The organism is Acidithiobacillus sp. AC3 (genome assembly GCF_050261095.1).
Classification (GTDB): domain Bacteria; phylum Pseudomonadota; class Gammaproteobacteria; order Acidithiobacillales; family Acidithiobacillaceae; genus Igneacidithiobacillus; species Igneacidithiobacillus copahuensis.
The window spans coordinates 1,337,548-1,358,964 of the sequence record NZ_CP189838.1 but is presented as its reverse complement, the minus strand read 5'-3'; the positions used below and the strand labels follow the sequence as shown (position 1 = coordinate 1,358,964).

The following is a 21,417-nucleotide window of genomic DNA, read 5'->3' as shown; positions in this document are numbered from 1 at the left end:
CGGGTGAAACTGCAATATCTCGACTTTGAACAACCCATCGCCGAACTCGAAGGCAAGGTAGAGGAGCTCAAGGAGCTCAATCAGCCGGGTATTCAGGAGGATATCAAGCGTCTGGAAAACAAGGCGCGCAAGGAGTTGCAACGGCTCTACAGCAAATTGACGGCCTGGCAGACCGTACAGGTAGCGCGTCATCCGCAGCGCCCCTATACCCTGGACTATGTGCATGCGCTGTTTACCGACGTAGAAGTGCTCGCTGGCGATCGCGCCTATGCCGATGATGCTGCCATCGTTGGCGGGCTTGCCCGCTTTCAGGGGCAGGCCATCCTCTGGATTGGGCAACAGAAGGGGCGGGATACCAAGGAAAAGATCCAGCGCAATTTCGGTATGCCGCGTCCCGAGGGCTATCGCAAGGCCCTGCGTCTGATGCGCTTGGCGGAGCGCTTTCGCCTGCCTGTACTCACCTTTATCGACACCCCTGGCGCCTATCCCGGTATCGGTGCCGAAGAACGCGGCCAGAGTGAAGCCATCGCCCGCAATCTGGCAGTCATGTCCGACCTCGCGGTGCCCATCATCTCTCTGGTCATCGGCGAAGGAGGGTCGGGCGGGGCCCTTGCCATCGGCGTTGGTGACCGCCTACTGATGCTCGAATATAGCGTCTACTCGGTCATTTCGCCGGAGGGCTGCGCCTCGATTTTATGGAAAGACGCTGCCAAGGCTGCAGAAGCGGCGGAAACCCTGGGCATCACTGCCCGTCGCCTGCAGTCCCTCGGACTGGTCGATGAGGTGATCGACGAACCCCTCGGTGGCGCCCACCGCAATGTCCAACTCGTGTATGAGAACATCGCTGCGAGCCTGGCGCGCCACCTCCAGGAATTGCAGGGGATGGAAACGGCGCGGCTCCTCAGCCATCGCTACGAACGTCTGATGCACTATGGTGTCGTTGGCGCTGCCTGAGCCCGAGGAAAAACTACGGCAGAAACTTTTTTCCGACTGGCAGCTGTCCCCGGAGCAACCCTTTTTTCTGGCCTGTAGTGGTGGCGTCGATTCCACCGCCCTACTGCATGCCGCCCACGCGCTTGCGTTGCGCGTTGAAGTTCTCCACGTCAACCACCATTGGCACCCAGACAGCGCGCGCTGGGCGGAGCACGTGGCGACACTCGCGGCTGGTTATGGTTATCCCTGCCGGCTCCTCGATCTGCCGGCCGAGCAGAAGGGGGAGGGACCCGAGGATCGCGCCCGCCGCGGTCGCTACGCCCTCTTTGCCGGCCAGTTGCAGGAAGGAGACTGGATATTGAGCGCTCAGCATCGGGATGATCAGGCGGAGACTCTGGTGCTGCAGCTCTTGCGCGGTGCCGGAAGCGACGGCCTGGCGGCCATGCCGGAGCGGCGTCGTCTGGGGGCAGGTACTCTCGGGAGACCCTTTTTGGAGCTGACACGGGCGGCGCTTCGCCAGTATCTGCGTCAGCAGGGTATCCGCTGGCTGGAAGACCCCGCCAACAGCGACTTGCGCTACGCCCGGGCGCGTCTGCGCCAGAGGATATGGCCACTGTTCCACGAGCTCGGCTGGCCGCAGGCGTCGGCGAGTATCGCCCGTAGCGCTGCAAACATCGCCGACCAGCTGGCCGTGGAAGACGCCTGGTACGCCCAGCAGGCCATGCGCTGTTGGCTCGGCGGCGCGGTTGGTCGAGTCTTGTCCGTAGACTTTGTAAAAGAGTGGGCACCAGCCTTGCAGCGAGTCTTTTTGCGGCGCTGGCTCCGCGACCTGGGGGCGAATGTCCCGGACCGGCAGTCCCTGGAGCGACTCCGGCAGCTGTTTGGCCCGTCCCAGGGCGGCAGGCGGGTGGAACTGGCGGATCTGCGCGCTTGGCGTCAGGGACAGCGGGTCCAGCTATGGCAAAATGGTCCCCGCCATACAATTCCTGCCCAGGAGTGGAGACCGCACGCCCCGTGCGGACGGGGCGCTGGATTTCGCTGGTGCTGGGGACAGGCAACAGGACCAGCGCCAGGACTCAGTGAAGGCGCCGTCATTGTCGGTGGGACAGAATTGCAGGGACGCACGCTACGCTGGAGCAAGCGGCGAGCTGGCGCACGCTATCGGAATGTCAGCGGCCATCAACGTCCTCTGAAGAAATTCCTTCTGGAACTTGGCATTCCCCCATTCCTGCGCGACGACGTGCCCATTCTGTGGACAGACACAGAGGAAATCCTTTGGATTCCCGACTTTTACCTGCGCAAACCGGCGCTGCCGGAAAAAGAAGTCCTTTGGGTGGACCTTATCCGCACAACGGCGAATTCATGACGGGGTAGCGATCCAGGGGACATGCTGCGCAAGAGATCCGGGCGTTATCGTAGAGCGCTTTCCGGACTGGACACCTGTCCGCTTTTTCGGAAATAATGGCTATATGTATGAAAATATAGCGTTACTCTGTCAATGAAGCGAATCGGATCGTCGCGTAGCCTTTCCCTTGAGGCGCCCCTACTGCTGTTTTCCCTGGCGATCCTGGCCATCCTGATCGCTCCTTTCTCCGAGATGTTCTTCGGCTTGGACTGGCAGCACCTGGAGTTTGCTCCCAACGATCTGCACGCCATCCGCACTTCTTTGGTGTATAGCGGCACCGCTTTGCTCCTCTGCGTACTGCTTGGCACGCCCCTCGCCTGGTGGATGGCGCGCCGCCGATATCGCTGGAGCCCCATCGTCGACGCCTTGATCCTCCTGCCGCTGCTCACCCCACCCCTGGCGCTCGGCATTCTCCTGGCCTCTTTTTTCGGCCCCTATGCCAGCGCAGGAGAATTTCTCTCGCATTGGGGACTGCGACTGGTCAATACCGCACCAGCCTTCATCATGGCCCAGGTCTATGCCGCTATGCCGTATTATGTCCTCTCGGCACGTGCTGCCTTCGAAGGCGTTCCCACGGATCTCGAAGAAATCAGCCATACCTTGGGGAAATCTTCCTTGGAGACTTTCTGGCTGGTTACGCTACCGATGGCTCGTAACGGCTTGACTGCAGCAATAGCCCTGGCCTGGGTACGAGCGATGGGTGAATTTGGCGTGGTGCTGATCGTTGCCTACTACCCCATGGGGATTCCGGTGAAGATCTACCAAAATCTGGAAGACATTGGTCTGAGCGCCGTCTATCCCTTGCTTTGGGTGTTCTTTCTCGTGGCAATTCCCCTGCCCCTATGGATTCGTTTACGCAGCCGCCGGCAGGTCCCGCTCTAAATGCTGGCCCTGCGCTGTCAAATGGATACCCCCGTTGCCCTCGACATCTCCCTGGAGGTGGAGGGCCTTTCCGTGCTCCTCGGGCGCTCCGGCGAAGGCAAAACGACCTTTTTGCGTGCCCTGCTCGGGCTCCTGCCGGCACGGGTGGAGCCCTGGGGCCATCTGCCCACGGAACAGCGTCCGCTGGGATACTTGCCGCAAGGATACCGCCTGTTTCCCCACCTCCGGGTCTGGCAGAACATCGCCTTCCCCATGCGCGGCGGTGATCGGCGTCAGGCGGCACTGGAGTTGCTCGAGCGGATTGGCATGGCGCGCTTCGCCGAGCAATATCCCGCGGCTCTCTCCGGTGGCCAGCAGCAACGCGTCGCCCTGTTGCGGGCTATTGCCCGCAAACCGAAGCTATTATTGCTGGATGAGCCGACATCGGCATTGGATCCACAGACTCGCGACGAAATCATCGCTGCCCTTAGCGAGGAATCCGCCATTTTTTCCATCCCACTACTCGTAGTTACTCACGATGTAAGCATTTGTGCAGCAGCGCAACGCATGGCCATTTTGCAGGAGGGAGGAATCCAGGCCGTCGGGGAGCCCGCCGAAATTTTCGCCCGTCCACCGAATCCGCAGGCTGCACAAATGCTCGGGATGGAAAACTTCTTCACCGGCAGGATCGAAGAAAAGCTCTCCCAGCAGGAATATCTGGTCCGCATACATTCGCGGCGCTTACGGGCAACGGGTATGGCGGATCATTCTCCGGGGGAGGAGGTGATCCTTGGCATCCGTGCCGAGCACGTCCTGCTGCGGCATGCCAAAGATACGGACGCCGAAAACCTGATCGTCAGCGAAGCAGTGGAGTGGCACCGACAGCCACTCTGGCAGCGTTTTGTAACGGCGGCGCCCTTTTCTCTGCGTGGTCGTTTCCTTGCCCAGGATCGCAGCGACCCGCCGCGGACGCTGTATCTGCAGCTTCCCGCAGAAAAACTGCTCTTGTGGAAGAAAAGATAAGCATATAACGATAACTCATTATTATTTGTACTTTGTTTCTCCGACACCAACGAAATTTCTGAACTATACTCAAAAGGTAGATCGTTTTTTCCGATGAAAACGGAGGAGTGTAACGAATGAAACCGCATATCGTTGTGTTGGGAGGTAACTTTGCTGGTCTTGGTTCTGCGCAAAAGATCCGGCAATACTGTGGCGACACGGTGCGCATCACCGTACTGGACCGCAAAGATTATCTGCTCTTCGTTCCGAATATTCCAGCGGAAGTCTATGAGGATCGGGACCCGAGCAAGACCTTGTCCATGGATTTACGCAGCACGCTGGCGGAAGATGACATCGATTTCATCCAGGGTGAAGTGAAAGCGCTGGATGTGGATGCCAAGCGGGTGGACTTTGTGCCCAATGAACGGCCTGGAGCGGCCAGCGAGTCTCTCCACTACGATTATGTTGTCGTCGCCGTGGGCAATCGTCTGGCCTTCGACAAGATCGAAGGTTTTGCCGAGCATGGTCATACCTGCACCGATTTTTATTATGGCAACAAATTGCGCCGCTATCTGCATAACGATTATAAGGGCGGACCGGTGGCCATCGGCTCGGCGCGCTTCCATCAGGGGGATGGTACAAAGGACATCAAACTCTATGGTGGTCATGCCTTCCCCAGTGCCGAAGCCGCTTGCGAAGGCCCACCAGTGGAAACCATGTTGGCAACGGCTACTTGGCTCAAGGAACATGGCATGGGTGGTCCCGAGAAGGTCACCGTGTTCACTCCTGCAGGCCTAATTGCCGAGGACGCCGGCGAGCAGGTGGTTGGCAACTTGCTGAAAATTGCCTCTGGCATGGGTTTTAACTATGTCAACAACGGTAAGGACATCACCCGGATCACCAAAGATGGTGTGGAATTGGCGGGCGGCCAGAACATCGAGGCGGAACTGAAAATCATCTTTCCCGATTGGGTTCCCCACGACTTCCTCAAAGGGTTGCCGATCTCTGACAGTGAGGGTTTTGTGGTTACCGACACCACCATGCGCAATCCCAAATATCCGAATGTCTTCGCCGCCGGTGATGCGGCAGCGATCACCGTCCCCAAACTGGGCGGAATCGGTCATGCGGAGGGGGAAATTGTCGCCAAGCAAATCGCCAAGGACCTTGGCCGCATGAGTGCTGCGGAAGCCGATAAAGAGCTCGAGCCAGTGGTGTACTGCATTGGTGACATGGGCGCGAATCAGGCGTTCTATATTCGCTCGAACAGCTGGTTTGGCGGTCCCGATCAGGTGTTGAAAATGGGTCATGTCCCATTCTTGCTAAAGATGCAGTACAAAAATCTCTTCTTCAAGACACGCGGTAAAATGCCGGATTGGGGTCTCGATGCCTCCAAGCTCCTGGCGGAAAAGATGTTCGCCGCCTGAAGCAAGATGCAGGGGGCTCTTTAGCCCCCTGTCCTGTTCACACAAAAAAGGAGAGCAGAATGACCACGGAACAGAATATGGCACCCAGTCTCAGCCCAGAGCAATGGGCAGGACTAGCGCGCTTGGGAGGCATGATCAATGGCGCTGAGTCTTTTCTCGGGAGCCCGGCAAGCAGTGCTGTGCTGGGTATGGCCTTGCGGCTTGGAGAATGGAACGAGCGCTATGAACTCGAGACTTCCATCGAAGAACTATTGTCCTCTGTGTATGCGCTGCGTCGCGCGGGGGTGCTGCAGTGGGTAACGGATAATGCCGAGTTTCTGCGCGACAACGTCGAGTTGATCCGCGGTTTTGTCCCGCAGATTCTGGACGTAGTACGGGACATTCCCTGGGCAACTTTGGTGCAGGCTATGCAAACGCTTGGCGATGTGATGCCCAAGGTGCAGGCGTTCCAGGAGTTCCTGCAGACGGGTGCCGGCAATGATCTGGTAGCACAACTCAAGAAGCTGGGGGATCTCTGGGAAGAGACGCGTGCCGATGAGAGCATCGTCGCCGCTCTGCGCGTGCTGCGACAGCTGCAGGAGGACGGCAATCTGCAGCGGGTGGCAGACCTGAGTCGCCAGATTGGCTTGCTGGCGGAGACCATCCCGTTGGAGTCATTGCTCGGACAGCTCATGCAGGAACAGGAGAAAGGCCCCTTGATGACCAGCCTTGGCACCTTGCTGCATTCCGGTAAGGCGATGGCCAAGGCCCTGGAAGATGCCGCAGAACACGAAGCCCAGGGAAAAGCTGGCGGGATTTCCGGACTCTACCACATGCTGAAAGACCCCGATGTACAGCGGGGCATGCGCGTGGTGGCTGTCTTGCCAGTCTATCTGCAGAAGGCCGGTGTACTGCCCAGGAACGCCGCCGCCTAGTCGCCAGGAAGACAGCGGCCATTGCCTAGGAAAATTGCTCCGGGAAGCGCCTAATGATAGGATTGCGCCATTTTATAGCCTAACTAAAGAGGATGTTTATGGCTCTTGAACGCACCCTTTCCATCATCAAACCCGATGCCGTCCAGAAAAATGCCATTGGAGCCATTCTGAGTCGTTTCGAAAATACGGGTTTGCAGGTCGTTGCGGCCCGCATGCTGCAGCTCAGCGCCGAAGACGCTGGTGGGTTTTATGCGGTGCACAAGCAACGTCCCTTTTACGGCGAATTGTGCGCCTTCATGAGCAGCGGTCCGGTCCTGGTGTCGGTTCTGGAAGGGGAGAATGCCATTGCCAAAAACCGTGATCTGATGGGTGCCACCAACCCCAAGGATGCCGCCCCCGGCACCATTCGCGCGGACTTTGCCGAAAGTATCGACGCCAACGCCGTGCATGGCTCCGACAGTGCCGAGACGGCCGCTTGGGAAATTTCCTACTTCTTCTCACAACGGGAGTTGTGCCCACGCTCATGAGCGTTCCTGCGCCGGTGAGCGCCTCTGATCGCCCCAAACTCCTGGGGCTTGACCGGGCCGGGCTGGAAGCGCTGTTCGTCTCGTGGGGCGAACCGCGCTTTCGCGCTGCCCAGGTTTTGCAATGGCTGCACGCCCGCCAGGTCAGCGACTTTGCGCAAATGAGCAACGTCAGCAAGACCTTGCGTGCGCGACTGGAGGAGAGCTGCGAAACCGGGGAACTCGAGGTGCTGCGCGAGCAGCTCGCCGCCGATGGTACGCGCAAATGGTTGCTGGGATTGAGCGACGGGAATGCCATTGAAACGGTTTTCATTCCCGAAGAGGAGCGCGGCACCCTGTGCATCTCCTCCCAGGTCGGCTGCTCCCTCGCCTGCAGTTTCTGCGCCACGGGCGCGCAGGGTCTCAGTCGTAATCTGGAAACCCACGAGATCATTGCGCAGATTCGCGTTGCGCGGCGTGTTCTTGGCCTTGATGCGATCAGTAACGTCGTCTTCATGGGTATGGGCGAACCGCTCCTCAATCTGAAGCAGGTGCTGCCCGCTATCCGCCTGCTCTTGGATGACTACGGTTACGGTCTCAGCTCGCGCCGGGTGACCGTCAGCACCGCGGGGGTGCTGCCGGGCTTGGCGCAGTTGGGGCGGGAAAGCCCAGTCAACCTCGCAATCAGTCTGCACGCCACCCGCGATGACATTCGCGATGAGCTTGTCCCCATCAATCGCCATTATCCCCTCGCTGAGCTTCTACTGGCCTGTCGCGCGTATCCTCTCCCGCCACGGCGACGGATCACCTTCGAGTACGTGATGCTGGAGGGCGTCAATGATCAGGATCAGCATGCCCGGGAGCTGGTACGCCTGTTGGCCGGAATCCCGGCGCTAGTGAACCTGATCCCCTTCAATCCCTTTCCGGAATCGCGCTATCGGCGCAGCTCTCCCGCCCGCATCGACGCCTTTCGCGAGATCATTCTGCGTGCCGGGCTGATGACCGTCACGCGCAAGACACGCGGTGACGACATCGCTGCCGCCTGCGGCCAGCTTGCCGGGCAAGTCCAACGGGGGCGGCGTAGCATTCCTCTTCAGGTGCTCAATTGACCCATGCAAAGACGTGATTCTATCCGTATCCGCACGCTCCTGTTCGTCGGTATGGTTCTTTCGAGCAGTGCCTGTGCCCTGTTTTCCGGTCACGAAAAACCCACTCCCGCAGAGGAGGCAGCGGCGGCGGCACGTAATGCACCACCGAATCCAGCCGCCTCGCTCCATTCGGCGCCACCAGATCAGGTAGCCATTTACACTTCTCTTGGGACTGCGTATCTCCAGGGTGGGCATCCCCGCGCGGCGGTGCGGGAGCTGAAACAGGCCATCAGTCTGCCCGGCAAGCACGGCGATGCCTATAATGTTCTGGGTCTGGCCTATCAGGCGCTGGGCGAGGCAGCGCTGGCTGAAAGCGCGTTCCAGAGCGCCCTGAGTGACGAGCCCGGCAACCCAGAATTTTTGAATAATTATGGTGCGTTCCTTCTGGAACAGGGTAAATTCTCTGCTGCGATACAACAGCTCAGCAAGGCCACTAAAGATCCTTTATACAATACGCCGGAGTATGCCTGGACCAATCTCGCGGCTGCCTACCGCGGGTTGAAGCAAAACAACCTGGCCATTGTTGCCTTGCAGAAGGCGCTCTACTTCAAGCCTGGTTATCCCCCCGCCTTGTTGCTATGGGCAGAAATGGAATACCAGGACAAAAATTTCCCGGCCGCTTATGGGCATCTGCAGGGGGTGCTGGCGCAGGAACCGAACAATGCGCAGGCACTGCTCCTCGCAGGCCGGATCGCCTGGCAACAAGGGCAGCCGGTTCAGGCACGTTCCCTGTGGGAGCGTTGTGTCAATGCCGATCCCTATTCCGCAGCAGGAAAAGAGGCGCAATCGTTGCTGCTGGAGCATGGTGCCGACAGCAATGGATGAAGGATTTGTTGAACTCTTGGCGCAACTGCGATCGGCCCGAGTCGCGCGCGGCTGGGATCTGGCGCAGGCCGCACAGAAACTGCACATCACCAGCACCCAGATCACGGCATTGGAGGAGGGACGCTTCGACGAATTGCCGGGCGCCGCATTTGCACGGGGATATCTGCGCAACTACGCACGTCTTCTCGATCTCGACGTGGAGCCCTTGCTGGCCGCCTATGATCGTTACCAAGGCGGTTCTGGCCTGGAAGCAAGCAAGGTGGTACTGCCGCGCAGCGAACTCCCGCTTCTGGACTACAGCGGCAAGATGCTGTTTTTTTCCCTTCTGCTTGCCGTTGCCCTGATTCTTCTTGGTTGGTGGCTCTGGGGCAGAGGTGGATCGACCTCCTCACCGGCGCCGGTTGCGACTGCGACCAGTGTATCGGCTGCCCAGCACAGTGCTGCACAAGTCGTCATGTCTACCCCAGCGGAACCGGCAGCGCTTACCGGCTCGGCCTTCTCACCGGCAGCAACCGCTGCGACAACTTCGGTAACGGCAAGCACACTGTCTTCCCAGGTGGGCGCTTTGGCCTTTCATTTTACCGGAGATTGTTGGGTGCAGGTGCGCGACGCCAGTGGCAACATTGTACTTTCCACCCTCGGCAGGGCAGGACAGGACGTTTCGGTAACGCAAGGGCAGCCACCGTATCGTATACTGGTAGGGAAGGCCAGTGCGGTGCAAATTACCTATGCGGGGAAACCCGTCACCCTTCCGGCCAATGCCCTGAATGTGGCGCGGATGCAGGTGGGTATGGCGCCGGTCACGGCCTCGTCAAACTCGGCAAAACTTGCTCCAACCCCTCTGGCCGCGGCACAATCGCAGCAATCTTCTCGTCCCTCCGCCGCCACTGCCTCTTCTGCTGGCGTAGCGGTGGCAAGCGACATATCTACTTTCAGCGAGGTAGCGCATGCAACATCAGTCACCCATTCAGCGTCGTAAAAGCCGGCAGATCCATGTAGGCAAGGTCGCCATTGGGGGCGACGCGCCGATTTCCGTGCAAAGCATGACCAACACCGAAACCCGCGATGTGGCTGCCACGGTCGCGCAGATTCAGCGGCTCGAGGCAGTCGGTGCCGACATTGTTCGCGTGTCCGTTCCCAGTATGGAGGCAGCCGAAGCGTTCAAGGCCATTCGCGCGCAGGTTGAAGTCCCGCTGGTTGCCGATATCCATTTTGATCACCGCATTGCCTTGCAGGTGATGACGGATGGCGTGGATGGCCTGCGCATCAATCCCGGCAATATCGGTGCGATCGATAAAGCACGGCTGGTCGTGGAGATGGCGAAAGACAAAGGCATTCCCATCCGCATTGGGGTGAATGCCGGCAGCCTCGAAAAAGATCTGCAGGAAAAGTATGGTGAACCGACACCAGAGGCGCTCGTAGAGTCGGCTTTGCGGCATGTTGCCATCCTCGATGAGCTGAACTTTCATGACGTGAAAATCAGCGTCAAGGCATCGGACGTTTTCCTCGCCGTGGATGCCTATCGTCTGCTCGCGCAGAAAGTCGATTATCCATTGCACCTTGGCATCACCGAGGCGGGCGGTCTGCGTTCCGGGACCGTGAAATCTGCCATCGGTCTGGGTCTGCTTCTCAACGAAGGCATTGGTGATACCATCCGCGTATCGCTGGCGGCGGACCCGGTCGAGGAGATTCGCGTCGGCTTCGATATCCTCAAGAGCCTGCATCTGCGCCAAAAGGGGATCAATCTGATCGCCTGTCCGTCCTGTTCGCGACAGGAGTTCGACGTCATCAAAACCATCAATGCCTTGGAAGGGCGCCTGGAAGACATCCTTGAACCCATGGACGTATCGGTGATCGGCTGTGTGGTCAATGGCATCGGCGAGGCCAAAGAAGCGGATATCGGACTGACCGGCGGAGACAAACGCAGCATCCTCTATTACCGCGGCAAGCAGGTGGATCGGATCGAGAACCAGGATATCGTCGACGTCCTCGAGAAACGGATTCGCGCCGAAGTGGCAGAGCGTCGCGCCGCCCGTAACGAAGCCTGAGGACGATTCTTCTTGGCAAAAACGACCCTCAGCGCCGTGCGGGGGATGAACGACATCCTTCCGCCGGAAAGTGGCGCTTGGCAACAACTCGAGCAATCTTTCCGCAGCGTGCTGGCGCAATATGGCTGTGCCGAGATCCGCGTGCCCATCGTCGAGCAAAGCGCACTCTTTGCCCGTGCCATCGGTGATGTCACGGATATCGTGCAGAAGGAAATGTACACCTTTGCTGACCGCAATGGGGACTCCCTGACCCTGCGTCCCGAGGGCACCGCTGGTGTGGTGCGCGCGTTGATCGAGCATGGTGCCCTGCGCGGGCAGACCCCCAGGCTCTACTATATGGGGCCGATGTTTCGCCATGAACGCCCACAACGTGGTCGCTATCGCCAGTTTCACCAGCTCGGCGTCGAGTTCTTTGGCATTGCGGGTGCCAGCGCAGATGCCGAGATCATTGCGCTGTCGGCGCGACTATTGGCCAGCGCCGGGATTCCTGCCCAGCTACAGCTCAATTCCCTGGGCACGCCCGAGTCGCGCGCCGGCTACCGCGAAATTCTTCTCGCGTACCTGCGTCCTCATGCGCAACAACTCTGCAACGATTGTCAAGAGCGGCTGGAGCGTAACCCCCTGCGCGTGCTCGACTGCAAGATTGCGTCCTGTCAGGAGATCGCCCGTGGTGCTCCGCAGTTGCTGCAACATCTCGATCCGGAGTCGGCCGCACACTTCGTGGCTTTGCAGGAACTACTGCAGGCCATGGATATTGCCTATACGATCAACCCGCGCCTGGTGCGTGGTCTCGACTATTACCATCGGACTGTTTTCGAATGGGTAGCAGACGGCCTGGGTTCGCAGGGTACGGTCCTTGCCGGTGGTCGCTACGATGGCCTGGTGGCGCAACTGGGCGGTCCGGAAACACCGGCTATCGGTTTTGCCCTGGGTATGGAGCGGATTCTCGCGCTGCGGTCGCTGACGCAGGCGAGCGAATCCTCGACGGGTCCCGCACTTTTTCTCGGTGCCCTGGATGAGCCCGCATTGTCAGCCGTCTTCCAGCGCGCTGAGGAGTTGCGCAGCCAGGGTCTCAGTGTCGTGGTAGCCGGGCCGGGCTCGGTGAAATCCTTGCTAAAACAGGCGCAGCGCAGCGCAGCACGTTACCAGGTATTACTGGGCGGCAGCGACCTGACGGGCGGCGATATTCTCCTCAAGGAACAAGAGGGACAGGGCGAGTGGCGCGGCCCCTGGGCAGAACTGCCGCGTGCTTTGGCAACCCTCGGCGTTGATTTCCCCTAGCTCCCCCTCCATACTACGCGGCAAACGCCACAGGCAAAAACCTCATGACTGGCCCCGACTTTACTGAACTCCTCCAACGTCATCGTAAGCTGTTGATCATAGTCTTCGTGCTGATCATCGCCGGGGTGCTGGCGTTTTTTGCCTACGACAAATACCAGCGGCATCAAGTCGAACGCGCAGCGGTTCTGTACAGCGAGCTGAGTGATAGCCTGGCAAGTGGCAACGACGCCACGGCCCGCGCCAGCGCCGAAACCCTGATCCATGATTATTCGGCTACCCCCTACGCCAGTATGGCGAGGTTCTATCTGGCTCGGCTCGACATCGATGCCAAGCAGGATGACAAGGCAGAAGGGCAGCTACTGCAGCTGACCCGACAAGCTGACCTGCCCGAGGGGATGCAGGGGCTGGCGCGTAGCGCGCTGGCGCGATTGTATGTGGATAACGGAAAAAATCAGCAGGCGTTGGAGTTGTTGCAGAAGCCCGATGGCGCCTTTGCAGCGGTGGATTGGGAGTTGCGCGGCGATGCGGAAGCGAAGCTGCGACACGATGACCGTGCTCGCGACGACTACGAAAAGGCCATCGCCCACCTGCCCGCAAGTGACCCCTATGTGGTATACCTTCAAATGAAAATGGCAAATTTGGGAGTTTCTTGATGAGCTATGCTACGGCAGGCGGCATGCGTACTGGACTGCGTGCCATCGCCATGCTTGGGATGATCTTCACGCTGGGTGGTTGTGGTGTCTGGAATTGGGCCTTTGGCCCCTCCGCGCCGGCGCCCAAGCCAATGACGGCCATGCACCAGGAACAGGTCACTGTCGGTTTTGCCACCGACTGGCAGGCGCGTCTCTATGGCAACTGGCGCCTGGACCCCTATAACGCCACGCAGATTCGCGTGACGGACCACGCAATTTATCTCAGCGACGACGCTGGTGATCTGCTCGCTCTCTCGCGTAGCGGGCGTTTGCGTTGGGTGTATCGTTTGAACGGTAAGAGTCCTTGTGGCCCCACAGTTGCTGATGGTGTGGTCTATGTGGGTACAGATCGCGGCACTCTCTATGCGGTCTCCGCTGCACAGGGCAAGAAACTTTGGGATGTGCAGCTGGGCGCAGAGCCAAGCAGCCCCATCACCGTGGCCAATCAGCGTCTCTTCCTGCAGTTGTCGAATGGGCACTTGTTGGCCCTGGATGCCCAAAATGGCTCGGTGGACTGGACTTTCTCCCTTCCGCAACCTTCCTTGCTGCTGCGGCGAAGCAGCGGCATCGTGGTTTCCGGCCAGACCCTGTATACCGGTTTTGCCGACGGTAAACTGCTTGCCCTTAACGCCGACGATGGCGCCGAACTCTGGCGCGCTACCATCGCCATCCCCCACGGCAACAACGAACTCGCGCGCATGGTGGACGTCGCCGCAACTCCGGTATTGGACGGCAATCGCGTCATTGCCGCCGCCTATCAGGGGAATGTAGCAGCCTTTAGCAAGGATAGTGGGGAGCAAGACTGGGCTCGCCCAATGTCCACGCTCCTCACCCCAATTTTGCACGATGGCAAGCTCTTTGCCGCCGGCAGCGATGGCCAGATCTACGCCATGGATCCCGCCAGCGGTACCGTGGAGTGGCGCAATACGCGTTTCAAGGGCCAGTCGCTAAGCGGTATGACCCTCTGTGATGGCAAACTGTTGCTCAGCAATTATGCCGGTCAGGTCATCACTATCGACCCCCAAACCGGCCATCGTACGGGGCAGGAAACCGTCTCCAGCAGCGGGATCCAAACCGCGCCGGTCTGTGTTGGCAAAAATCGTTTTCTCGTATTGAGTGGTGTCGGAACCCTCTATCAGCTGCAGTTTGCGAAGCCCTAGTTGCCATGGCGGCAATACTCGCACTCGTTGGTCGCCCCAATGTCGGTAAATCCACGCTATTCAACCGGCTGACCCGTACCCGGGAGGCGCTGGTCGCAGACATGCCCGGTTTTACCCGCGATCGCCATTATGGGACGGCACGGCACCAAGAGCGGGATTACCTGGTTATCGATACCGGTGGTTTCGAGCCGGAAGAGCGCGAGGGACTGGTCGCTGCCATGGCCCTTCAGACGCGGCAGGCCATTGCCGAGGCCGATGTCCTCCTGTTCCTGGTCGATGCCAAAGAGGGGCTGGCTGGCCAGGACGAGGAAATCGCCCGGGAATTGCGGCGCAGCGGTAAGCCGGTACTACTGCTGGTCAACAAAATGGATGTGCGGCATGCCGTGGCAGAGTTGCCGGAATTCCACCGCCTCGGACTGGGAACACCCATCACCCTCTCCGCAGCCCACGGTCACGGGATGGAACAGCTATGGACCGCCATTTCTGCCCTGCTAGCCGAGGCACCGACGGGAGCCGAAACGTCGAGTGAACTGGAGGACGGCCCAGCCATTGCGGTGCTGGGACGTCCGAATGTCGGAAAATCCACCCTGGTCAACGCCATGTTGGGGGAAAAAAGGGTTATCGTTTTCGATCAGCCGGGAACCACCCGCGACAGCATCCGCATTCCCTATGAACGTGCGGGACGGCGCTACGTAATGATCGACACTGCTGGCGTGCGACGGCGCGCGCGGGTAGGAGAGGGGTTGGAGAAGCTGACCGTGCTGAAGACGCTCGCAGCCCTGCGTGAGGCGGACGTAGTGCTGATGGTCATGGACGCGCATGCTGGTGTCAGTGATCAGGATGCGCATCTGGTGGGTGTCGCGGTAGAACTTGGCCGCCCGATCGTTCTGGTACTGAATAAGTGGGATGGTTTGGAGGTGCGCGCGCGCGAGCGCATCAAGGACGAGCTGGAACGACGGCTGGCCTTTCTCCGCTACGCGCCGTTTCACAGCATTTCGGCCCTGCATGGCAGCGGCGTCGGAGAGTTGTACCGCAGCATCGACAAACTATGGCAAAACAGTCAGCGACATTTTTCCACTGGCGAACTCAACCGCCTGCTGGAGGATATCGTCAGCGGCCATCAGCCACCGCTGGTCGCGGGTCGACGGATCAAACTGCGCTATTGCCACCAGGGTGGTACCCAGCCAATCACACTGGTCTTTCACGGCAATCAGCTCGACCGCCTGCCTGGGGCCTACAAGCGCTATCTGGAGACGGCATTTCGCACGGCGCTGAAACTGGATGGGGTCCCCCTCCGTCTGCTCTTTCGTCAGGGGGAGAATCCCTATGCCAGCCGTGGAGCACGCGCATGAACCTCTCCTCATCCTATCGTTGGTGGCTACCCGCCGGGATTCTCTACGCCGCCTTCTTGTTGCAACACTTTTTCAGCATCCTGCAACTGCCGGCGTGGCATTGGGGGCTGGCAATCGCCTATGCCTTGTGGGCCGCCCTGGCTCTGGGCGCTATTGCCCGCAGCTGGCCGAAACTCACGCCCTACGGCTGGCGACCGCTGGTGATTTTTCTGGGCGCGATTCTCTCGGCGATCGACATATTCGCCGGGCCAGGGCCGGCCTCGGCGCAACGTATAGACACGTGGATGACAGCGCTGATCGGGATCGCCATTGTTTCGATTCTGGCGCGCTTCACGCCGCGAAAGTGGAGCAAGCTCTGGTTTGGGCAGGAGGTGCAACCTGGATCTCGTCCTTATTCGTCACGCTGAAGCCGAAGAGCATAGTGCCGATGACAGCGATGCCGGGCGCCGCTTGACCGCCCGCGGCGAAGCGCAGGCTGCCGTTGTCGCTGGGGCTCTGCGCCATTTCCACCTGCAAGACGCGGAAATCTGGTACAGCCCCAAAGTGCGTACACGGCAGACCGCAGCGGCGCTGCAGGCAGAGCTGCAGGCATCGGTGTATCGCGCTGAGGAGGCGCTCGTCACGGGCAACCTAGCCCAACTGCAGTTTGCCTGGCAGGAAGATCAGAGCAAGCAGGTGATTCTCGTTGGACACCAGCCGTTGCTTGGCGACTGGATAGCGCAACTGGCGGGCATCCACTTGCCGATAGCCAAGGCCAGTGTGACATTTTTGCGGGAAAATCCCTGCAGCGCACAGTTTCAGTTTCTCGGACATTTTCGCCCAGAGCTTTTCGCCGCCGCAAACTCTTCTGAAAAAAATCCGTAAGCGTGCTAAGGTGTCTAGATGGGAGCGACTGATTCGCGCCCGTGTTCCATCATCTATCGTACGCTCGAAAGGAGATGACTTATGTCGGAAAGTGAAGCCCCAGATCTCGTGATTATCCTCATTACCGGGCCAGAGAATCCAAAGCGCTTGCCTTCGGCCTTTTTTCTGGCAGCGACTGCCGCTGCGGGGGAACAAAAGGTGGTGATGTACTTCACCGGCCCGGCGACCGAGCTTCTCGCCAAGGGGAAAGCCGAGTCGATTTTCCCCATGCCCGGCGGCAAGAGTGTCGCCGACTTCATGAAGCTTGCGGAAGACAATGATGTGCAGATCATTGGCTGTCTGCAGTCTCTGGAGTTGAATGGTATGACCAAGGGTGACCTGGCAAAAGAGATCCCACTGTTGAATCCCAGCGCTGCTCTGCCTACCCTGGGCGCTGCCGGCCGCGTTCTGACCTGGTAACTTGCAGTGCCCGCGAATTGCGGGCACAGCTGCATCCATTCGGGAACTGTCTGCGTAGTTACGGACAGGATCAAGACGGAGCAAGCATGACGGCTTCCCGAATCGTAGAAAAATCGCAAACGATATCGTATCCGCGCGGAGCGCGCGTCTTGCACTTGGGGCTCGTTCTACTTTTCAGCTTCGAGTTGCTCAACTCAATTCTTGCCCTCTGGTTCCAACATTTTTCCCTGTTTCAGTGGCATATCCTGGTGGGTATTGTCCTGTCTTTCTGGCTGACGCTCTCCTGGATTGTCTATGGTTCGACGTCTTGGGGTCGACAGTTGTTGTATGTGTGGTACTGGCCGGGAAATATTCCCGCCATCTTTTCTGATGTCGGCAGACTGTTGCGTGGTCAGCTTCCTGGACATGGCCCCCAACCGGGGCTCTCCTCCTGGTGGCAGGGAATGTTTTTCTTGCTCGTCAGCTGGGTCAATTATGCCGGACTGGCTGCCTGGCTGACCATGCAGGGTTATCTTGGCATTCCCGATTTGACCCATATCGGGCTCAGTTCAATGCGGCTCGGTACCCCCATCTTGTTGTACTTCTGGCTGGGTCACGTGGGCATGGCTCTGTATCATGCCGCGCGGCGGCAGCCATTATGGTCCATATTCGCACTTTGGTAAGGGAGAAAAGAAATGCAACGTCGAGATTTTCTTCTGCGCGGTGCCGGGTTTGTAGGCGGAATGGCTGGTGGACTCCTCCTACCTGCCTGGGCACGTGCCAACGCGATCCCCGTCTTTCCCGAGTATTACACCTATGCTGGGTTCTATCCCAAAATCGATCCGCAACAGTATCAACTGCGATGTGGAGGACTCATTGGGAAGCCGCGCAGTTTTACCCTTGCCGAGTTGTATCAGCAAAGCGTTCAGCCCGAAGTGTATACCTTTCATTGCGTCACCGGCTGGACCGTGGCAAACGTGCATTGGCGAGGCATCCAGCTGGCCGACTTTCTCACCGAATTGCAGCCGCTGGACTCTGCACGCTTCGTTGTCTTCCATAGTGCCGATGGTGTGTACGTCGATAGTCTGAGCCTGGATCAGGCGCGGGCACCTGGGGTCCTCCTCGCGACGCATATCGCGGGACAGTCGCTGCTGCGCAAAGGGGGCTATCCGTTGCGTTTGCTGGTACCCCAGATGTATGGCTACAAGAGCGTCAAGTGGGTGAATCGTATTGATTTGACTGCCGAGAGACCCGAGGGCACCTGGGAGCGGGATGGGTATTCGAGTAACGCCTATATCAAGAAAGGCTTCAGTTGGCGCGATCTCCTCTAGCATCACGTGAAGTCGAGTGTCACAAAAGTGTCATAAAAAGTTCATGATAGTGTCATGAACTTTCGGTATGATTAGCAGCGCATAGGGATTTCCGATAGTGAAGTCCCCTACATGCTGCAGTGATTTTGATAACGCCATCTTCGGAGGTTTTATGTTGCCAGGTTTTAAGAAGACCGTCGCCCACGCCATGAAGGGCGCCGTTGTTGCGTCCCTCCTCGGCCTTGCTGCCACCGCCGCTACGCCCGCTGTTGCGGCTCCGCAGGTCAGTCTGCTGGAGACCGGTTCCACCCTGTTGTACCCCCTGTTCAACCTGTGGGTGCCGGAATACACCAAGATGCACCCCAACGTGAAAATCACCACCCAGGGTACCGGTAGCGGCACGGGTATTGCTCAATCCATCTCTGGTGTGGCCCAGATCGGTGCTTCCGACGCCTACATGTCAGATGCCCAGGTGAAGATGCATCCGATGTTGAACATCCCCCTGGCCATCTCCATCCAGATGATCAACTATAACCTGCCGGGTCTGAACAACAAGCATATCAAGCTCTCCGGACCGGTGCTGGCGGGCATCTATTCCGGCAAGATCACCAACTGGGACGATCCTGAGATCGCCAAGATGAATCCCGGCATCAAGCTGCCCAATCACAAGATCATCCCGATCCATCGTACCGATGGTTCTGGTGACACCTTCATCTTCACCACCTATCTCTCCGACACCGATGCCACCTGGTCCAAGAGCGTTGGTTACAGTACCACGGTCAGCTGGCCGACCGTACAGGGCGGAATCGGCGCCGTTGGCAACCCCGGAATGGTCGAAGCCCTGAAGTCCACCCCCTATGGTGTGGCCTACATCGGCATCAGCTGGAAGGAGCCGGTCGAGAAGGCGGGTCTGGGCATCGCCATGCTGAAGAATCGTGACGGTAACTTTGTGTTGCCCACCGTGGCGAACGCGAAGGCGGCCGCCGGCGAAATGGTCAGCAAGACACCGGCCGATGAGCGGATCAGCCTGGTCTTCGCTCCGGGCAAGAACTCCTACCCGATCATCAACTATGAATATGCCATCGTGAAGAAGCAGCAGCCGAACGCGGAAACCGCTGCGGCATTGAAGGACTTCCTCAACTGGGCGCTCGATCCCAAGGGTGGCAACGCCCCGCACTTCATGGAAAAGGTACACTTCGTACCGCTACCGGAGAGTGCTGTGGAGTTGTCCCGCAAGCAGGTTGCCGAGATTCAGTAAATTTTCGGCCCTGGAGCCTGGGTCTGCGACCCAGGCTCTCCACAGAATGAACGACGCGGCCCTTTTGTCGGAAGTGCCGCGCGTTTATTATGAGGCCTGCTCCACCGGAGGGTGAACATGAAGGTTTCCGTCTTTCGCTTTGGATTGGTAGGCACGGCCAGCTTTCTGCCGTTATCACTTATCCTTCTCGTAGCTTTTCTGACGGCCTATTCCTGGCCTGCCATCCAATACAACGGCCTGCAATTTTTGTGGACTAACGATTGGAATCTTGGCAGTCTCTATGGCAATCCAGTGTCCATCCACGGCCAACAAGTCATGCCGGGGGCACGCTACGGGATCTGGTTTCTTGTCGTTGGCACCTTGGCCAGTTCCTTCCTTGCTCTTCTGTTTGCGCTTCCGATTGCGGTGGGAGCAGCGTATTTTCTCGTCGAGATGATGCCCAAGTGGCTCTCCGGGCCGCTCGCACTGCTGGTCGATTTGTTGGCGGCCATCCCCAGTGTGGTTTTCGGACTGTGGGGATATGTGTTGCTGATTCCCCTTTTGGGGCAGACAGTCTTTCCATGGATGACCCAGCACATTGGATTCATTCCTTATCTGGGAGGCAGCCCGGGCAGCGGTTATGGCTTGCTGACGACTGCCATCGTCCTGGCGTTCATGATCGTGCCGCTGATCTCAGCGACGATGCGCGAAGGTATCAGCGCCATCGAACCTTCTCTCAAGGAAGCAGGCCTGGGTCTCGGTCTGAACCGTCTGGAGGTGCTGTGGAATATCATCCTGCCCAAACTCAAGACGACTCTGGTCGGCGTCTCTATTCTGGCCCTGGGACGTGCCCTCGGCGAAACCATGGCCGTCGTTATGGTCAGTGGTAACGCCCTTAACTATCTGCCAAACAACATCTATACCCCGATTTCCACCATGGCAGCGTTTATCGTCTCGCAGTTGGAGAGTGCCCTGCAGGATCCCACCAACATGGCGGTGGAAGCCTTAGCGGAGATCGCTCTGGTGCTTCTCGTGCTTACTGTGATTGTCAATATCATTGCCCGTATGATCCTCTGGGGAGCGAAGGTGCGCTCATGAGTACATCCAATCTCACGACGTCCATGACCGCCAGTGTCGGTTCTAAACGCCGGCAAATTCGCGTTTCCTGGAAACGTCATCTCTTTCGTACCCTCGGTACCGCCTTTGTCTGGTTCAGTTTCGTCATTGTTGCCGTTGCTTTCCTGTCCATCATATTGGATGTATTCCTCAAGGCATTGCCCGGATTGAAGCTCAGTCTTCTGACCGAGGTGAGCAACGGGATGAGCGGTGGCCTGAAAAATGCCATCGAGGGTACCCTCGTTCTTTCTCTTGGTTCCCTGCTGATCTCGGCGCCCGTCGGCATTGCGGCGGGGATCTACCTGAGCGAGTTTGGTAGCGGTATCGCCGGCAAATCCCTGCGTTTTCTGTCCGATGTTCTGGTGGGCGTTCCATCTATCGTGTTGGGTTACGTGGGGTATATCACGATGGTGATCTATCTCGGTTGGCAGTTTTCCGTGGCGGCCGGCATCATTACCCTGAGTATCATGCTGTTGCCGTATATCGCCCGTACCACCGAGATGGCGCTGGGCAATATCCCGCAAGCCGTGCGAGAGGCGGGCTTTGGTATTGGCGCGGGCGAGGGCTCGGTGATTTTACGGATTCTTCTGCCCGGAGCCATGCCCGCGGTCATGACGGGGCTGTTTTACGCGTTGGCCCTCTCGATGGGGGAGACGGCGCCGCTGATCTATACCGCTGGATGGTCTAACTATATGTGGAATGGACAGTTCACCAACCAGCCGATCGGGTACTTGACCTACGTCATCTGGACCTTTATCAACGAGCCTTTTGAAGAGGCCCACATCCTTGCCTTTGCGGCAGCGTTTTTGATTACCATGGTAGTACTGGGACTGATATTGCTCGGGCGTTGGCTGATGGTGCAGCAGTTGCGTAAGCGTGGCGCTTACCAATAAAAGCTAGTTCG

At 58.7% G+C, this 21,417-nt stretch carries 23 protein-coding genes; all 23 read left to right on the top strand.

What is annotated here, in order from left to right; genetic code table 11:
* Positions 1–3 precede the first annotated feature (3 nt).
* The 23 genes from ACQAYK_RS06880 (at position 4) to pstA (ending at position 21,406) form a co-directional block, all read left to right on the top strand.
* Positions 4–954, top strand: a complete 951-nt coding sequence (locus tag ACQAYK_RS06880; protein WP_215871092.1) for an acetyl-CoA carboxylase carboxyltransferase subunit alpha — start codon at positions 4–6, stop codon at positions 952–954.
* A complete protein-coding gene (gene tilS, locus ACQAYK_RS06875; protein ID WP_215871093.1) occupies positions 941–2,299 on the top strand; it encodes a tRNA lysidine(34) synthetase TilS in 1,359 nt (452 codons plus the stop codon). Before ACQAYK_RS06880 ends, tilS begins: the two co-directional genes overlap by 14 nt.
* Before the next feature lie 132 nt (positions 2,300–2,431).
* The gene (locus ACQAYK_RS06870; RefSeq protein ID WP_215871094.1) at positions 2,432–3,220 is read left to right on the top strand and encodes a molybdate ABC transporter permease subunit; all 789 of its coding nucleotides are present in this window, start codon (positions 2,432–2,434) and stop codon (positions 3,218–3,220) included.
* On the top strand, positions 3,221–4,222 hold the full coding sequence (locus ACQAYK_RS06865; RefSeq protein ID WP_215871095.1) for an ABC transporter ATP-binding protein: 1,002 nt from the start codon (positions 3,221–3,223) through the stop codon (positions 4,220–4,222).
* Positions 4,223–4,338: 116 nt separating this feature from the next.
* Positions 4,339–5,625 carry an NAD(P)/FAD-dependent oxidoreductase gene (locus ACQAYK_RS06860; protein WP_215871096.1) on the top strand — a complete coding sequence of 429 codons (1,287 nt, stop codon included), beginning with the start codon at positions 4,339–4,341 and terminating at the stop codon, positions 5,623–5,625.
* 59 nt (positions 5,626–5,684) lie between these two features.
* Positions 5,685–6,539 carry a DUF1641 domain-containing protein gene (locus ACQAYK_RS06855; protein ID WP_215871097.1) on the top strand — a complete coding sequence of 285 codons (855 nt, stop codon included), beginning with the start codon at positions 5,685–5,687 and terminating at the stop codon, positions 6,537–6,539.
* A gap of 98 nt (positions 6,540–6,637) precedes the next feature.
* Positions 6,638–7,066, top strand: coding sequence for a nucleoside-diphosphate kinase (gene ndk / locus ACQAYK_RS06850; RefSeq protein ID WP_215871098.1), 429 nt, complete (start codon positions 6,638–6,640; stop codon positions 7,064–7,066).
* Positions 7,063–8,151, top strand: coding sequence for a dual-specificity RNA methyltransferase RlmN (gene rlmN, locus ACQAYK_RS06845; RefSeq protein WP_215871099.1), 1,089 nt, complete (start codon positions 7,063–7,065; stop codon positions 8,149–8,151). Before ndk ends, rlmN begins: the two co-directional genes overlap by 4 nt.
* A gap of 3 nt (positions 8,152–8,154) precedes the next feature.
* Positions 8,155–9,015: a type IV pilus biogenesis/stability protein PilW gene (gene pilW / locus ACQAYK_RS06840; protein ID WP_215871100.1), complete on the top strand. Its 861-nt coding sequence runs from the start codon at positions 8,155–8,157 to the stop codon at positions 9,013–9,015.
* A complete protein-coding gene (locus ACQAYK_RS06835) occupies positions 9,008–9,994 on the top strand; it encodes a helix-turn-helix domain-containing protein (protein ID WP_215871101.1) in 987 nt (328 codons plus the stop codon). The genes pilW and ACQAYK_RS06835 overlap by 8 nt, the downstream gene beginning before the upstream one ends.
* Positions 9,963–11,063, top strand: a complete 1,101-nt coding sequence (gene ispG, locus ACQAYK_RS06830; RefSeq protein WP_215871102.1) for a flavodoxin-dependent (E)-4-hydroxy-3-methylbut-2-enyl-diphosphate synthase — start codon at positions 9,963–9,965, stop codon at positions 11,061–11,063. The genes ACQAYK_RS06835 and ispG overlap by 32 nt, the downstream gene beginning before the upstream one ends.
* 12 nt (positions 11,064–11,075) lie before the next feature.
* Positions 11,076–12,344: a histidine--tRNA ligase gene (hisS, locus tag ACQAYK_RS06825; RefSeq protein WP_215871103.1), complete on the top strand. Its 1,269-nt coding sequence runs from the start codon at positions 11,076–11,078 to the stop codon at positions 12,342–12,344.
* A gap of 44 nt (positions 12,345–12,388) precedes the next feature.
* Positions 12,389–12,997 (top strand): YfgM family protein, encoded by a 609-nt coding sequence (locus tag ACQAYK_RS06820; RefSeq protein ID WP_215871104.1) that lies wholly within the window; start codon positions 12,389–12,391, stop codon positions 12,995–12,997.
* On the top strand, positions 12,997–14,196 hold the full coding sequence (gene bamB, locus ACQAYK_RS06815) for an outer membrane protein assembly factor BamB (protein WP_226827046.1): 1,200 nt from the start codon (positions 12,997–12,999) through the stop codon (positions 14,194–14,196). Before ACQAYK_RS06820 ends, bamB begins: the two co-directional genes overlap by 1 nt.
* Positions 14,197–14,201: 5 nt before the next feature.
* On the top strand, positions 14,202–15,548 hold the full coding sequence (gene der, locus ACQAYK_RS06810; protein ID WP_215871105.1) for a ribosome biogenesis GTPase Der: 1,347 nt from the start codon (positions 14,202–14,204) through the stop codon (positions 15,546–15,548).
* Positions 15,545–15,955: a hypothetical protein gene (locus tag ACQAYK_RS06805; protein ID WP_215871106.1), complete on the top strand. Its 411-nt coding sequence runs from the start codon at positions 15,545–15,547 to the stop codon at positions 15,953–15,955. The genes der and ACQAYK_RS06805 overlap by 4 nt, the downstream gene beginning before the upstream one ends.
* Complete coding sequence (locus ACQAYK_RS06800; RefSeq protein ID WP_215871107.1) at positions 15,909–16,412, top strand: SixA phosphatase family protein; 504 nt, start codon at positions 15,909–15,911, stop codon at positions 16,410–16,412. Before ACQAYK_RS06805 ends, ACQAYK_RS06800 begins: the two co-directional genes overlap by 47 nt.
* 81 nt (positions 16,413–16,493) lie before the next feature.
* On the top strand, positions 16,494–16,871 hold the full coding sequence (locus tag ACQAYK_RS06795) for a DsrE family protein (RefSeq protein WP_215871108.1): 378 nt from the start codon (positions 16,494–16,496) through the stop codon (positions 16,869–16,871).
* Between the two features lie 86 nt (positions 16,872–16,957).
* A complete protein-coding gene (locus ACQAYK_RS06790) occupies positions 16,958–17,533 on the top strand; it encodes a cytochrome b/b6 domain-containing protein (protein ID WP_215871109.1) in 576 nt (191 codons plus the stop codon).
* A gap of 12 nt (positions 17,534–17,545) precedes the next feature.
* Positions 17,546–18,181, top strand: coding sequence for a molybdopterin-dependent oxidoreductase (locus ACQAYK_RS06785; protein ID WP_215871110.1), 636 nt, complete (start codon positions 17,546–17,548; stop codon positions 18,179–18,181).
* 151 nt (positions 18,182–18,332) lie between these two features.
* Complete coding sequence (gene pstS / locus ACQAYK_RS06780; RefSeq protein ID WP_215871111.1) at positions 18,333–19,418, top strand: phosphate ABC transporter substrate-binding protein PstS; 1,086 nt, start codon at positions 18,333–18,335, stop codon at positions 19,416–19,418.
* 117 nt (positions 19,419–19,535) lie between these two features.
* Entirely contained in the window at positions 19,536–20,495 is a 960-nt protein-coding gene (gene pstC, locus ACQAYK_RS06775) for a phosphate ABC transporter permease subunit PstC (RefSeq protein ID WP_215871112.1), read from the top strand.
* Positions 20,492–21,406, top strand: coding sequence for a phosphate ABC transporter permease PstA (gene pstA, locus ACQAYK_RS06770; RefSeq protein ID WP_226827048.1), 915 nt, complete (start codon positions 20,492–20,494; stop codon positions 21,404–21,406). Before pstC ends, pstA begins: the two co-directional genes overlap by 4 nt.
* Positions 21,407–21,417: the final 11 nt, after the last annotated feature.

Excerpts from the sequence above, each read along its gene's own strand:
- ACQAYK_RS06870 (WP_215871094.1), top strand. The coding sequence starts at position 2,432 with ATGAAGCGAATCGGATCGTCGCGTAGCCTTTCCCTTGAGGCGCCCCTA.
- ACQAYK_RS06865 (WP_215871095.1), top strand. The coding sequence starts at position 3,221 with ATGCTGGCCCTGCGCTGTCAAATGGATACCCCCGTTGCCCTCGACATC.
- ACQAYK_RS06860 (WP_215871096.1), top strand. The coding sequence starts at position 4,339 with ATGAAACCGCATATCGTTGTGTTGGGAGGTAACTTTGCTGGTCTTGGT.
- ACQAYK_RS06855 (WP_215871097.1), top strand. The coding sequence starts at position 5,685 with ATGACCACGGAACAGAATATGGCACCCAGTCTCAGCCCAGAGCAATGG.
- ndk (WP_215871098.1), top strand. The coding sequence starts at position 6,638 with ATGGCTCTTGAACGCACCCTTTCCATCATCAAACCCGATGCCGTCCAG.
- rlmN (WP_215871099.1), top strand. The coding sequence starts at position 7,063 with ATGAGCGTTCCTGCGCCGGTGAGCGCCTCTGATCGCCCCAAACTCCTG.
- pilW (WP_215871100.1), top strand. The coding sequence starts at position 8,155 with ATGCAAAGACGTGATTCTATCCGTATCCGCACGCTCCTGTTCGTCGGT.
- ACQAYK_RS06835 (WP_215871101.1), top strand. The coding sequence starts at position 9,008 with ATGGATGAAGGATTTGTTGAACTCTTGGCGCAACTGCGATCGGCCCGA.
- ispG (WP_215871102.1), top strand. The coding sequence starts at position 9,963 with ATGCAACATCAGTCACCCATTCAGCGTCGTAAAAGCCGGCAGATCCAT.
- ACQAYK_RS06820 (WP_215871104.1), top strand. The coding sequence starts at position 12,389 with ATGACTGGCCCCGACTTTACTGAACTCCTCCAACGTCATCGTAAGCTG.
- bamB (WP_226827046.1), top strand. The coding sequence starts at position 12,997 with ATGAGCTATGCTACGGCAGGCGGCATGCGTACTGGACTGCGTGCCATC.
- der (WP_215871105.1), top strand. The coding sequence starts at position 14,202 with ATGGCGGCAATACTCGCACTCGTTGGTCGCCCCAATGTCGGTAAATCC.
- ACQAYK_RS06805 (WP_215871106.1), top strand. The coding sequence starts at position 15,545 with ATGAACCTCTCCTCATCCTATCGTTGGTGGCTACCCGCCGGGATTCTC.
- ACQAYK_RS06795 (WP_215871108.1), top strand. The coding sequence starts at position 16,494 with ATGTCGGAAAGTGAAGCCCCAGATCTCGTGATTATCCTCATTACCGGG.
- ACQAYK_RS06790 (WP_215871109.1), top strand. The coding sequence starts at position 16,958 with ATGACGGCTTCCCGAATCGTAGAAAAATCGCAAACGATATCGTATCCG.
- ACQAYK_RS06785 (WP_215871110.1), top strand. The coding sequence starts at position 17,546 with ATGCAACGTCGAGATTTTCTTCTGCGCGGTGCCGGGTTTGTAGGCGGA.
- pstS (WP_215871111.1), top strand. The coding sequence starts at position 18,333 with ATGTTGCCAGGTTTTAAGAAGACCGTCGCCCACGCCATGAAGGGCGCC.
- pstC (WP_215871112.1), top strand. The coding sequence starts at position 19,536 with ATGAAGGTTTCCGTCTTTCGCTTTGGATTGGTAGGCACGGCCAGCTTT.
- pstA (WP_226827048.1), top strand. The coding sequence starts at position 20,492 with ATGAGTACATCCAATCTCACGACGTCCATGACCGCCAGTGTCGGTTCT.